This window comes from Curtobacterium sp. 8I-2 (genome assembly GCF_902506155.1).
Classification (GTDB): domain Bacteria; phylum Actinomycetota; class Actinomycetes; order Actinomycetales; family Microbacteriaceae; genus Curtobacterium; species Curtobacterium poinsettiae.
The window spans coordinates 1,701,359-1,714,351 of record NZ_LR732827.1 but is presented as its reverse complement, the minus strand read 5'-3'; the positions used below and the strand labels follow the sequence as shown (position 1 = coordinate 1,714,351).

The following is a 12,993-nucleotide window of genomic DNA, read 5'->3' as shown; positions in this document are numbered from 1 at the left end:
TCCCGTCCGTTGATCGGGGGCGGCTACGGCCGCTGGTCACCGTGGTCGTCGAGCTCGCCGTCGACCGTCTCGGGCGGGAGTTCGACCTCGACGCGCTCCGCAGTCAGGCGGGCCGACCGCCGGGCGTAGACCCGGTCGAACACGACGGCGACGACCGCGCCGACGAAGGCGCCGATCGTGACGCCCCACAGGCTGAAGTAGCCGACCAGGCTGCCGAAGCTGGTCTGGTCCCGCTGTCCACCGAGGTTCATGGTGAGGGCGACCACGACGAGGGTCGCGAGGAAGCCGAGCACGGCACCGCCGACGATGAACACGCCGAACTTCGGGGCACGGCGGATGGTGACCTCGTCGGGGCTGGCGACCGCGCTGGGAGCCGGGGCCGGCGCGGGGAGCGGCTGCTCGTCGGGTTGATCGGTGTTGCTCACCCGTCCATTGTCCCCCACTGTGGGACGTCCCGCGGCCTGTGCGCTGCGACCGATCCGGGAGAGGATGGTCGCTACTGGTCGGTATCCCAAGCGGAAGAGGTGCGTCGCGTGCGTGAACCAACGGCACCCGCCCGCGGTCGCCGACCCACCTCGCCCGCTCGCGTCGCCTGGCCCGTCGCGCAGCGCGTCGAGGAGGACCGCGCAGTCGCCGTCGTGGCCGAGCACCGCTGGAGCGTCGCGATCGTCGGGGCCCCCGGTCTCGGCAAGAGCACCGCCGCGGCTCGCGTGACCGACCGGGTCGCCGGTCGTGACGGCACCGGCCGCACCGTGGTCGTGCCGATCACCGCGGTCGCCGCGAGTCGGTCGATGCCCTTCGGCGCCGTCGTCGAGCGCTTCGGCGAACTCCCCGCCTCGATCTCCGAGCTGTCCGACGACGCGAGTGCCGAGCAGCGCTTCCGGGCGATCGAGGACCTGGTCGACCGTGACGTGCTACTCCGTGTCGACGACGCCGACCACCTGGACGCGATCTCGGCGCGGTACGTCGCCTGGCTGGTCCGTCGGCAGGGCGCGCGACTCGTCCTGACCTGCCGCGACTTCACGGCGCTCCCCGAACCGCTCCGCGCGCTGTGGCAGGACGACCTGCTCGAACGCATCGACCTGCAGCCGCTGGCGTTGCACGAGACCGCCGCGCTCGTCGCCGAGGCGCTGGGCTCACCGCTCGAGAACGCCTCGGCGGAGCGCGTGCACCGGGCCACCGCCGGCAACCCGCTGTACCTGCGCGAGGTGGTGCGCGCAGCACGGGCCTCCGGTGCGCTCGACCACACCGCGAGCGGCTGGTACTGGCGTGGGCGGGTGACCGCGTCGGACAGCCTGGCGGACATGTACCGCACGGAGCTCGGGACGCTGCCGGAGGACCTGCGTGACGTCGTCGACATCGTGGCCCTCGCCGACCCGATCCCGCTCGCCCGTCTGCTCGGACTGGTCACCGGCGGAGACGTCGACCGGGTCGTCGCGCTCGGCCTCGTCCGGATCGACTCGCTCGACGACGGTGCCGCGGTCGTCCGGCCGTCGCACCCGCTCGTCGGCGAGGTCATCCGGACCCTGGTGCCGGTGGCCCGACGCACGGCGCTCTTCGCCCGTGCCAACGCCTTCCGCACCGACCGGCCCGAGGGCGCTCCGCCCGCCGCACGGCTGCGCGCCGCACTGTGGTCGCTCGAGTGCGGGGTCCTGCCGTCGGTCGACCAGCTGCTCGACGCGGCACAGGTCGCCGTGCGGTTGCAGGAGCACGAGAGCGGGATCGCCCTGGCCTCGGCAGCACTCCGCACGACCCTCACCCCGACCGAGCAGGTCACGGCGCACTGCCTCCGCTCGCTGGCGCACTCGTACTCGGACGGCCGCGAAGCCGGCCGTGCCGACGCCGAAGCGGCGTGGGGCATCGCGAAGCGGCACGTCGGCGACGTCACCGACGAGGCCGTCACCGAAGCGTGCGAGATCCTGGCGAACATCCGCCAGTTCCACGACGACGACGTCGCGGCCGCGGTCGCACTCACCGACGCCGCCGTGCATCTGGTGGTGTCCGACGAAGCGGTCGAGCGTCTGCGGTTGCTGCGGATGGCGCACCAGGGCTGGGGCGGCGACTTCGCCGAGGTCCGTGCCGAGATCGAGCGCAGCGGCATCGTGCAGGCACCGACGATGCCGATGTCGTTCCTGGCCGTCGCACCGTGCGCCGTGATGGCGTTGGCGACAGCCGGCCGGCTCGACGACGCCGCAGCCCTGGGCCGCCGGGCACTGGCCACCGCGGCGGCACACGTCGAGGCGGCCCCGTGGAGCGTGGGCGAGAACTCCTCCGTCCTGCACCAGGTACAGATGTGGCGCGGCGACCTCGACGACCTGATCACCGAGGTGCCAGCCGGACGCTCCAGCCCCTACCTGAAGTACGACTTCACCCTCGAGCTCATCGGCCAGGGCAACCTGGCCATCGGACAGCGCCGATGGGACGACGCGATCGCGGCCTTCACCGCGGCGTGCGAGCGGTACGACATCGCCGACCACGGTGGGTTCGCCGCGTACCCGTGGGCCCGCTTGGCGATGTCACACGCGTATGCCGGGCACCCTGAGGACGCGGCCCGGGCGCTCGAACGTGCGAAGACCACGCCGCAGCGGGCGATGCGGATCACCGGTGAACAGGTCGCCGTGACCATCGCCTGGACCGAGTCCGTGCTCGGCAACCCCGCCGGTCTGCAGCACGCCGACGAGATCATCGAACGCAGCACCGCGAACGGGTCCTGGACGCACGTGATGTACGGGTACGCCCTGCACTACTCGGTCGGCATGCTCACCGGGCGCGAGAGCCCCGGCACGCTCGACCGGATGCGCGACGCCGCCTCGCGCGTCGACGGGCCGCTCGCCGCCGCGATCGTGCAGTACGCGGACGCGGTGCAGGCGGACGACCGGACCCGGGTGATCGCGGCGCAGGGCGTGCTGGCGGTCCACGGCATGTCGGTGGCTGCCGGACGGTCCAAGCCACCGCTGACGAAGCGCGAGTACGAGGTCGCCGAGCTCGCCGCACAGGGCCTGAGCAACCGGCGGATTGCGGAGTCCCTCGGGCTCTCGACGCGGACGATCGACGCGCACCTGTCCCGGGTCTTCGCGAAGTGGGACCTGCACGCGCGGTCGGAACTCACCGAGCTGCTCTGAGCGGACGGCCGGCCGGTGCTGCTCGGCGCCCGGCGTGGGCTGTTCGGCACCCGGCAGGGGGCGCTCGGCGCCCCGCGAGGGGCTGCTTCGCGTTCGACATCACGTGTCGCGCACGCAAGAACGTTGCGGATTGCAGCACAACACGCCGCCGCGATTGACACGACGTGCGGAACATCGCGTACCTTTGTCCCTGTCGCCGGGTTCGGACCCGTTCGGGTCGGGTCCGAATCCCGGCGACTTCAAGCTTAGGAACGCGATCGATGCGAGCGCATCGGTAGGCACTACCTAATTCGCGCCGGACTCCGCGCGGCGTCACGGACGCCCGGGTCGGGTGTCCGTCGCCGATGCCGGATCGGGCGTCGCCGCCGATGCCGGGTCCGAGCGGTGTCAGGCGCCGGGAGCGGGCAGCCGGACCGGCAGGAACGCCGTCAGGTCGGCGCGTGATCCCGATGCGCTGACGCGTGACTGCGCGACCGCCTCGGCCCAGGTCAGCTCGCCGGACGCGAGTGCCAGCCACGTGGTGGCGTCGGTCTCGACCACGTTCGGCGGCGTGCCACGGGTGTGCCGGGGGCCGGGGACTGCCTGGATCGCAGCGAACGGCGGTACCCGCACCTCGACGCTGTTCCCCGGGACCTCGTCCGCCAAGCACTGCAAGGTCCACCGCACCGCGGTCGCCACGGCGGGTCGAGCCGTCTCCCCACCGCGCACCGCAGCCAGTGCCGCGCGGCCGTCGGCGTCCTCGATCCTCCTGGGTGGCATCTCCACAGGCTAGCCCTCGCATCGCGGGCGGCGAGTCGGGCTGGGTAGGGTGATCGGGTGCGAATCCTCGTCCTCGGTTCCGGTGCCCGCGAGCACGCGATCATCACGGCCCTGCTCGCTGAGCATGCCGGTCACGTCATCACGGCAGCGCCCGGCAACGCCGGCATCGCGGCCGACGTCGAGACCGTCTCCCTCGACCCCACCAACGGTGCGCTCGTCGCCGAGTACGCGATCGAGAACGACGTCGAGCTCGTCGTCGTGGGCCCCGAGGCCCCGCTCATCGCCGGCGTGGCCGACCCGGTGCGCACCCGCGGCATCCCGGTGTTCGGCCCGGGCAAGGCCGCGGCCCAGCTCGAGGGCTCCAAGGCGTTCGCCAAGCGGATCATGGGCGAGGCCGGTGTGCCCACCGGGCGTCCGGTCTACGCCGGCACGGTGGACGAAGCCGTCGGCGCCATCGACGAGCTCGGCGCACCGTACGTGGTCAAGGCCGACGGGCTCGCCGCCGGCAAGGGCGTGCTCGTCACCGACGACCGCCAGGCCGCGATCGACCACGCCACCTACTGGCTCCAGCACGGCCACGTCGTGGTCGAGGAGTTCCTCGACGGCGAAGAGGTCTCCTTGTTCTTCCTGAGCGACGGCCACGACGTGCGTGCGCTCAGCCCCGCGCAGGACTACAAGCGCCTGGCCGACGGCGACCTCGGCCCGAACACGGGCGGCATGGGCGCGTACTCGCCGCTGCCCTGGCTCGCCGACCGCTGGCCGTCCGAGCAGGCCTTCGTCGACGAGGTCACCGAGCTCGTGGCCCTGCCGACGGTCCGCCGGCTTGAGCACGAGGGCACGCCGTTCGTCGGGCTCCTGTACTGCGGCCTCATCGTCACCGAGCAGGGCGTCCGCGTGATCGAGTTCAACGCGCGGTTCGGCGACCCGGAGACGCAGGTCGTGCTCCCCCGCCTGGCGACCCCGCTCAGCGAACTCCTGCTCGCCGCCGCCACCGGGCAGCTCGGCGCCGTCCCCGCTCCCGCGTTCCGGGACGACGTCGCCGTGACCGTCGTCCTGGCGAGCGAGGGCTACCCGGAGAACCCGCAGACCGGCCGACCGATCACCGGCATCGACGACGCGAACGCCCGTGACGGCGTCTCCGTCGCGCACGCTGCCACCGGCGTCCTCGACGACACGCTCATCGCCACAGGGGGCCGGGTGCTCAGCGTGGTCGCGACGGGGTCCGACTTCGCCCAGGCCCGCGAGCGTGCCTACGCCGGGCTCGGCGACATCACGCTCGACGGCGCGCAGTTCCGCACCGACATCGCCGCGAAGGTCGCCCGGTGACCGCCCCCGCGCCGATCGCCGGCTGGCGGCACGTCTCGTCCGGCAAGGTCCGCGAGCTCTACGTGCCCGAGGGAACCACCGACCTGGCGAGCGCATCCGAGCTGCTGCTCGTCGCCTCGGACCGGGTCAGCGCGTACGACTTCGCGCTCGAGCCGCCGATCCCCGGCAAGGGCGAGCTGCTGACCCGTCTGTCGCGCTTCTGGTTCACCCAGCTCAGCGACGTCCCGAACCACATCATCGGCCCGTCCTCCGGTGGCACGCCGGTGCCCGCCGACGTCGAGGCACGGTCGATGCACGTCATGCCGCTCACGATGTTCCCCGTCGAGTGCGTGGTGCGCGGGTACCTGGTCGGCAGCGGCTGGGCCGAGTACCAGGAGAGCGGCAGCGTCTGTGGCGTCGCGCTCCCCGCCGGGCTGTCGAACGGCGACCGCCTGCCGGAGCCGATCTACACGCCGGCGTACAAGGCGGCCCAGGGCGAGCACGACGAGAACATCTCGTACGAGCAGACCGTCGACCTGGTCGGTGCCGAGACCGCGGCGACCCTGCGCGAGCTCTCGCTGCACGTCTACACCGAGGCCGCGGCCATCGCGCTGGACCGCGACGTCGTCATCGCGGACACCAAGTTCGAGTTCGGGCAGGACGCCACCGGTCGGATCCGCATCGCGGACGAGGTCCTGACGAGCGACTCCAGCCGCTACTGGGACGCCAGATCCGCCGACCGCACCGACTCGTTCGACAAGCAGATCGTGCGGGACTGGCTCAGCGCCAACTGGGACCGCCAGGGCACGCCGCCGGTGCTCCCGGACCAGATCGTCGAGCGCACGGCTGCGCGCTACGCCGAGCTGATCGAGCGTCTCGGGGCCTGACGCCGCACCCGGCCGGCGTCCGGCTCCGGTCACGACACCCCGCTCACGTCCGGCGAACGGTCACGAACCGTCGCCCGACGCCCCGCCAACCGACAGTTCGCGACCACTCGGCAGCACGCACACGACGTGTCGCGACCACCCGCCCCGCGCCGCCTGATGCCTGGCGCCCGGCCGACCGGCGGTCACGACACCCCGCTCACGTCCGGCGAACGGTCACGAACCGTCGCCCGACGCCCCGCCAATCGACAGTTCGCGACCACCCGGCAGCACGCACACGACGTGTCGCGACCACGCGCCGCGCGACCGGCCGACGAGCCAGCCGACGGTTCGTGACCGCTCAGGCCTCCACGGCGTCGCGCGCCACCACGACGACGGTCAGGTCGTCGCCCGGGTCGTGCTCGACGACGCGGGCTCGCACCCGCTGCAGGAACGTCTCGACGTCCGCGGACTCCCGGTACAGCGACCCGAGTTCGGACAGCGCCGCGAGCGTCGAGTCCCAGAGCTCGAGCGCGCCGTCGGTCACGACGATGAGCACCTCACCCGGCCGGAGCACGAGCGACCCGGCCGCGCGGGGCATCCCGGTGGGGTGCAACCCGATCGGCAGGTCCGACGACCGCAGGATCCGCTCGGCACCGTCGTCGCGGAGCTGCAGCACGAGCCCGTGCCCGGCATCGGCGAAGTCGAGTCGCCCGGTGGACGGGGTCAGCCGCCCGTGGAACATCGTCGCGAAGGACTCTGCGCGGCTGAGTTCGGGCGCGACCTGCACCTCGAGTTCGGCGAGCGCGACGCACGGGTCCTGGTCGCCGCGGGCGAGCAGCCCACCGCGGATGTTCGCCGCGAGGAGCCCGGCGGACATCCCCTTGCCCATGACGTCCGACACGGTGAGGTGGATCGAGTCCTCGCCGGAGCGGTGCCAGTCGTGGAAGTCGCCGGAGACGAGGCCGTGCGGGATCGACACGCCCGTGATCCGGTACCCGGGGACCTGCACCTCGGCCGGCTGCAGACCGTTGAGCACGGTGCGCAGTCGGTCCTCGTCCGCACCGGTGAGCAGTTCACGCTCCGCCCAGACGCCGAGTTCCTGCAGCAGTTCGAGCTCGTCGGGGTCCAGGGTTCGCGGCTCGGGGTCGATCAGGCAGAGGGTGCCGATCTTCAGGTCGTCGTCGGGGGCGCGGAGTCCGACGCCGGCGTAGAACCGGACGTTCGGGTCGCCGAGCACCATCGGCAGGTCGGCGTACCGGTCGTCCAGTCGGGCATCGGCGACGACCACGGGGCCCTGCTCGCCCAGGGTCCGGCCGCAGAACGTGTCCTGCAGCGGGATGACGGGGCCGAATACCGCGTCGCTCTGCTGCGACTTGATCGTCAGGGTGTTCTCGCCGGCCAGGTTGAGGAACGAGCCGGAGACCCCGAGGGCCTCGCGTGCGATCCGGGTGATCCGTTCGAACCGTTCCTCGACGCCGCCGTCGACCACGTCGAGCGCCGCGATCAGGGCCGCTCGCCGGACCGCATCGGCCCCGGTCGGCGCGGGCACGGACATCGCGGTTTCCGGCTGCATGCGTCCACGGTAACGCGCCGAACGGACAGCGCCTGGCCCCAGTCCGGAGGGCGCAGGAGCGTGGGCGGAGCGCACTGGAGCGAGCGAGCATCGGCGTACGCTGGTCGTCGTGCTCCGAGTCGTCCCCGCAACCGTCCTCGGCGTGGCCGCGCTCCTGGCCCTCGCCGGCTGCGGCGCCCACGACTCCACCGGCCAGGTGTCGGTCACGGTCTCGTCGAACGCCGCCGACCGCCCCTACGAGGTCAAGGTGTTCGCCTCGACCGGCAAGCTCTCCGAGCACCAGCGGGTGTTCCCGGGCGGGACGGCCGACTTCGCAGGTGTGCCGCTCGGCCAGGTCACCGTCCGCGCCGGCGACCTCTGCCCCCAGACGACCAAGGTCTCCAACGGCACGGTCGCGACGGTCACCCTGACGACGACGGGCTGCTGAACCCGCCCGTCACCCCGACGACGGCCCACTGGCCCCCTCCGCCACCAGGTGCTCCACTCGCGGTTCACCCGCGATCTCGTGCACGGCCCGCAGGGTCCGGGCATCGTCACCGGTCTGCCGGACCTCGTGCTGGTCGACGTGCTCCTGCCACGACCCCACTCGGAACGCCTCGACCCAGGCGTCCGGCCCGGTCGCCCGGTCCCGGTACAGGTTCCAGTCACGGGCGCCGGTCCGGCGTCGGCTCCGCCCGAGCCGTTCGGCCCGCGCCCGGAACTCGTCGACCGCGCCCGCCGGGACCGTCCAGTGCAGCAGCACGAGGGTCTCCCCCGTTGCAGCGCTGTGGTCGTCCGGCACGAACACCTGGTCGCCGAACGGCATCGGCGTCACGGCCCGTTGCCGGTCGGTGAGCACCGGGAACCCGGACACGAGCAGCAGGGCGGCACTGAGCGCGGTGAGGACTCCGGCCCCGGCGAGCACGCCCATCACCCCGAGGGGTGTGGCGACGGCACCGGCGAGCGCCGCCCCGATCGCCGTGCAGCCGAAGAGCACCAGCTGGTAGGCGGCGAGCCCTCGGGTCCGCACCCACGCGGGCAGGAACGCCTGCACCGTGCCGTTCAGCGTCGTCACCACGGCGATCCACGCCACCCCGCCGACCAGGAGCGCGACGAGCACGACCGCCAGCACCGGGACGAGCGCGACGACCGTGGTGCAGACCCCGAACACGACCGAGGCGATTCCGACCGTGCGGCCGATCCCGAGCCGTGCGCGGACCGCGGGCATCACGAACGCCCCGCCGACCGAACCGGTTCCGACGGCGGCGAGCAGCAGGCCGTACCCGCCGGACGACAGCCCGAGCGACCCGTCGGCGACGAGCGGCAGGAGTGCCCACAGCGCGTTCGCGGGCACCATGAAGACCGCGAGCTGCACCAGCAACCGGCGGACGACCGCCGCGTGCAGGACGTACCGCAGGCCGGCGCGGGTCGCGTCGATGAACGGTTCGGCCCGGGTCTCGGGCCGCTGGTAGCCGCGCCAGGCGACGAGCACCACCAGGAAGAGCGCGAACGACAGCGCGTTGGCCGCGAACACGAACGGCACGCCGAGCTGCGCGATCACCACGCCGGCGAGCGCCGGTCCGATCGCACGGGCGACGTTGACCCCGACGGAACTCAGCGCGGCGGCGTCGGTGATGGCGGCACGCGGCACGATCTCGGGTACGAGTGCCTGGTATGCGGGCAGCTGGAGCGCCGAGGCCGTGCCGAGCAGGAACGTCACGGTGAGCAGGAGCGCCGGGGTCATGTCGCCGGTCGCGGTCAGCACGGTCATCACGACGCCGACGACCACCTGGAACGCCTGCACGCCGATGAGCAGGCGTCGCCGGTCGACGAACTCGCCGATCACCCCGGCGGGGATCCCGACCAGCAGTACCGGCAGGCTCGATGCGGTCTGCACGAGGGCGACGACGACGGGTGCGGCGTGCTCGTCGACGAGCAGCCACTGCGCGCCGACGGTCTGCATCCAGCTGCCGATGTTGCTCACCAGCACCGCGATCCACAGGGCGCGGAAGACCGGTATCGCGAGCGGCGCCAGGGCGCCGCCGCGGGGTGCGTCGGTGGTGCGGTCCGTGGTCACGTCGCCTCCTGGGGTGGAACCGGGACTGTCTGGAGGCGCGGTGCGCGTCGGGCGCACACCGCGCCTCCAGGCCGTGGTCGCGTCACACGCGCACCGTGGCGACCAGGACGCACGGTCCGGGCGCCGTCACGCCCGGCGCGGCAACTGCGGGCAGGATAGCCGGAATCCGCAAAGTACGGGAGGGCCAGGCTCCGCGGGTTCGGTCAACGGACGAACCGGACCGAGCCGGGCCGAGCCGGCCCCGATCCGGGATCACCGCGTCGGTCGACCCGTGCCCAGGGCGCCCCGTTCGATGGTCTGGTGCGGCTGCTCCCCGAAGCGATCCCGGTAGTACGCCGCGAACCGACCCAGGTGACGGAACCGCCACCGCCGCGCGACCTCGCTGACGAGCAGCGCGCGGGCACCCGGGCGCCCCAGCTCCAGGTGCACCCGGTCGAGTCGTACCTCGCGCAGGTACTCCATGGGGGTGACGCCGAGCCGACGGCGGAACAGGTCCTGCAGCCCGCGCTCGCTCAGGTCACAGGCTGCCGCGACGTCCGCCACGGTCAGCACCTGGTCGGCGTGGTCGTGGACGAAGCCGATCGCCCGCCGCATCCGGTCCGCGACGTCCGATCGTGACCGGGTGAAGGTCGACAGGACGACGGTCGCGATCCGTCGGTTCAGGGCCGCACGGTCGTCGGCGGGCAGGGCGGGGTCGAGGATGCGCCCGGAGACCTCGCGCAGCAGTGCCCGCAGTGGTTCGAGCGCGGGGTCGGCCGCGTCCGGCTGCCGGAACACCCAGGGCTCCCCCGTGTCGCCGAGCAGCGACGGCGACAGGTGCAGCAGCGTCGTGGCGGTCGCGTCGGTCTCGAAGCCGTACGCGGACGATGCCGAGAGCATCATCGGCCGCTCGGCGCCGACGTCCCAGTGCTCGCCGTCGTCCGCGGTCAGGCTGGCCCGGCCGTCGGCGAGCCAGAACACGACGTGGTCGGGGCGCGGACCGATCGTGCCGGACCGCTTGCCCGGTGTCGCGATCCGGTGGATCGACAGGTCGTCGTCGCCGCCGGTCTCGTACCCGAAGCCCTGGTCGTCCGTGGTCACGGCGAGGGGACCCGGTCCCACTCGTCGCCGTACCGGGACAGCACCGACCACCGCGAGATCGGCCACGTCGTCACGAAGGCGCGCCCCACGACGTCGTCGACCGGCACGGTGCCGTGCACCCGCGAGTCGGCGGAGTCGTACCGGTTGTCGCCCATCACCCAGATGCGCCCCTTCGGCACGGTGATCTCGAAGTCCTTGCCGACGACGCGGTTCGATCCGCGTTCGAGCACGACGTAGGGCTCGTCGACCGCGTGCCCGTTCACCGACAGCCGGCCCCGGGTGTCACAGCACGACACCGTGTCACCCGGCAGGCCGATGACCCGCTTGATCAGGTCGTCGCCCTGGCCCATGCCGAGCCAGCCGCCCGGGTCGTGGAACACCACGACGTCACCGCGCTGCAGCGGGACGACCCCGGGCACGAGCTCGTTGACGAGCACCCGGTCCCCGATGAGCAGCGTGTTCTGCATCGAGCCGGAGGGGATGGAGAACGCGCGGACCAGGTAGGCCTTGACCAGGAAGGACGCCAGGAGCGCCACGACGACGATGATGACGAGGTCGCGCAGGAACCGCAGACCGCCGCGCTTCGGGTCGGTCTCGGCGGCGGGTCCGGAGTCGGGTCCGGCGTCGGGGTGCGTGTCACTCAATGCGTCAGCACCACCTTGACGAGGCCGATCACGAACGCCACCGCGGCGAGCACGATCCCGCCCCACAGCCCGAGGAACGTCGGCTGCTTCCCGCTGAACCGCTGCATGAACACCCCCACCAGACCGATGCGCACGACCAGGATCACGGTCGCCGCGATCTGCGCCCACTCGGCCGGCAGCCAGCCGATCCAGGCCGCCGCGTAGAGGACCGCCGGGATCAGCCCGGAGGTCGCGATCGGGTTGGCGTTCCGGACGATCGTCGCGACGGACTCGCGGCGGGCAGCACGCTCGGCGGCTGATCCTTCGCCGTCGTCGCCCAGGCCGTGCGCGACCAGGTGCGCGAGCACGTGCGCCAGGTACGTCAGCACCGCGGTCGCCAGCACGGTCGCCACCGCGGCGCCGTGGTGGATCTGCTCCGGGTCCACCGCGATCGCGACGGCCAGCACCGTGATGTTGCCGTAGATGTAGGACGACATCCGGTCGCGCACGTGCTCGAGTGGCAGGTCGCGGGGGTCCGGGCGACCGCCGCGGGGTCCGCGCCCCGGTCGCGAGGGCCGTCGTGTGCGTGGCATCCGTCCATCTTGGCCCCCGCGGTCGGCCGTCCGCCGACAGGACACCGGGTGCGATGGCCACACGGGTGGCCGGTTCCGGCAGACTGGGTGCCGATCGGCGCGACGGAGCGCCGGACAGGGCCCCACGAGCCGGTTCCGACACGCTACGGAGCTTGCGGAGTAGCGTGTCGGCCGAGGGAGAGGGAGAGGAACGGATGACGTCCGCACGACCACTCGCCCTGGTGACCGGCGTGGGCCGCAGAGCCGGCATCGGCGCGGCACTCGCGACCCGACTGGCAACAGACGGATGGGACCTCGCCATCTCGTGGTGGGGGCCCTACGACGACCGCGTGAGCGGCGGGGCGGACCCGGACGGGGTCGAGTCGGTGGTGCAGGAGTGCGAGGCGGCGGGAGCACGGGTGACGCGCCTCCCGGTCGACCTGGAGGACCCGGAGCAGGCGGCCGCACTCGTCGGCCGCGCCGAGACGGAAGCCGGCGCCCCCGTCTCCGCCCTCGTCATGTCGCACTGCGAGTCCGTCGACTCCGACTTCCGCACCACGACCGTCGAGTCGTGGGACCGCCACTTCGCCGTGAACGCGCGCGCACCGTTCCTGCTCGTGCAGGCCTACGCGGCCGGGCTCGAGCGCGCCGGTGACGCCGCCCCGCGCGACCGACGCCGGATCGTCGCACTGACGAGCGACCACGTCGCGTACAACCTGCCGTACGGGGCGTCGAAGGGGGCGCTCGACCGGATCGTGTTCGGTGCCGCGAAGGAGCTCGGCAGCCTCGGGGTCAGCGCCAACGTGGTGAACCCCGGGCCGAACGACACCGGCTGGATGTCCGACGAGGTCAAGGGGTGGGCCGTCGAGGGCACGCCGCTCGGCCGGCTCGGACGCCCGTCGGACACCGCGGCGCTCGTCGGGTTCCTCTGCTCGGAGCAGGGTGCGTGGGTGAACGGCCAGCTGCTGAAGTCGGACGGCGGGATCTCGAACAGCGCTTGACGCACCGGATTGGTTGACGCGTCATCGAATTGGTTG

The 12,993-nt window shown here is 72.7% G+C and carries 12 protein-coding genes; 5 read left to right on the top strand and 7 right to left on the bottom strand.

Translation table 11 applies throughout. The annotated features are described in order from the left end of the window. Positions 1 to 23: 23 nt before the first annotated feature. A complete protein-coding gene (locus BOSE127_RS11950) occupies positions 24 to 425 on the bottom strand; it encodes a hypothetical protein (RefSeq protein WP_017886252.1) in 402 nt (133 codons plus the stop codon). Between the two features lie 108 nt (positions 426 to 533). Here BOSE127_RS11950 and BOSE127_RS11945 point away from each other — a divergent pair, with 108 nt between their 5' ends. Further along, a complete protein-coding gene (locus BOSE127_RS11945) occupies positions 534 to 3,122 on the top strand; it encodes a helix-turn-helix transcriptional regulator (protein ID WP_140448324.1) in 2,589 nt (862 codons plus the stop codon). A gap of 387 nt (positions 3,123 to 3,509) precedes the next feature. On the opposite strand, the gene BOSE127_RS11940 is transcribed toward BOSE127_RS11945, so the two are convergent. Next, a complete protein-coding gene (locus tag BOSE127_RS11940; protein ID WP_031259311.1) occupies positions 3,510 to 3,881 on the bottom strand; it encodes a sterol carrier family protein in 372 nt (123 codons plus the stop codon). A 57-nt stretch (positions 3,882 to 3,938) separates the two neighbouring features. Here BOSE127_RS11940 and purD point away from each other — a divergent pair, with 57 nt between their 5' ends. After that, complete coding sequence (purD, locus tag BOSE127_RS11935) at positions 3,939 to 5,207, top strand: phosphoribosylamine--glycine ligase (RefSeq protein WP_159557340.1); 1,269 nt, start codon at positions 3,939 to 3,941, stop codon at positions 5,205 to 5,207. Beyond that, positions 5,204 to 6,073 (top strand): phosphoribosylaminoimidazolesuccinocarboxamide synthase, encoded by an 870-nt coding sequence (locus BOSE127_RS11930; RefSeq protein ID WP_159557338.1) that lies wholly within the window; start codon positions 5,204 to 5,206, stop codon positions 6,071 to 6,073. Before purD ends, BOSE127_RS11930 begins: the two co-directional genes overlap by 4 nt. Before the next feature lie 337 nt (positions 6,074 to 6,410). Here BOSE127_RS11930 and BOSE127_RS11925 read toward each other — a convergent pair whose 3' ends face one another. Beyond that, the gene (locus BOSE127_RS11925; RefSeq protein WP_071250456.1) at positions 6,411 to 7,625 is read right to left on the bottom strand and encodes a PP2C family protein-serine/threonine phosphatase; all 1,215 of its coding nucleotides are present in this window, start codon (positions 7,623 to 7,625) and stop codon (positions 6,411 to 6,413) included. A gap of 109 nt (positions 7,626 to 7,734) precedes the next feature. Here BOSE127_RS11925 and BOSE127_RS11920 point away from each other — a divergent pair, with 109 nt between their 5' ends. Beyond that, positions 7,735 to 8,052 (top strand): hypothetical protein, encoded by a 318-nt coding sequence (locus tag BOSE127_RS11920; protein ID WP_017886258.1) that lies wholly within the window; start codon positions 7,735 to 7,737, stop codon positions 8,050 to 8,052. Between the two features lie 9 nt (positions 8,053 to 8,061). Here the strand turns inward: BOSE127_RS11920 and BOSE127_RS11915 are convergent, their stop codons facing one another. From BOSE127_RS11915 to BOSE127_RS17380, 4 genes are all read right to left on the bottom strand, one after another. Further along, positions 8,062 to 9,681: an MFS transporter gene (locus BOSE127_RS11915; protein WP_159557336.1), complete on the bottom strand. Its 1,620-nt coding sequence runs from the start codon at positions 9,679 to 9,681 to the stop codon at positions 8,062 to 8,064. Positions 9,682 to 9,933: 252 nt separating this feature from the next. Further along, entirely contained in the window at positions 9,934 to 10,761 is an 828-nt protein-coding gene (locus BOSE127_RS11910) for a helix-turn-helix transcriptional regulator (RefSeq protein WP_159557334.1), read from the bottom strand. Beyond that, a complete protein-coding gene (gene lepB / locus BOSE127_RS17385) occupies positions 10,758 to 11,405 on the bottom strand; it encodes a signal peptidase I (RefSeq protein WP_159557332.1) in 648 nt (215 codons plus the stop codon). The genes BOSE127_RS11910 and lepB overlap by 4 nt, the downstream gene beginning before the upstream one ends. Next, positions 11,402 to 11,977: a hypothetical protein gene (locus BOSE127_RS17380; protein ID WP_139179626.1), complete on the bottom strand. Its 576-nt coding sequence runs from the start codon at positions 11,975 to 11,977 to the stop codon at positions 11,402 to 11,404. Before BOSE127_RS17380 ends, lepB begins: the two co-directional genes overlap by 4 nt. A gap of 194 nt (positions 11,978 to 12,171) precedes the next feature. On the opposite strand from BOSE127_RS17380, the gene BOSE127_RS11900 reads away from it, so the two are divergent. Next, a complete protein-coding gene (locus BOSE127_RS11900; protein ID WP_056069376.1) occupies positions 12,172 to 12,957 on the top strand; it encodes an SDR family oxidoreductase in 786 nt (261 codons plus the stop codon). The last annotated feature ends 36 nt before the right edge of the window (positions 12,958 to 12,993 follow it).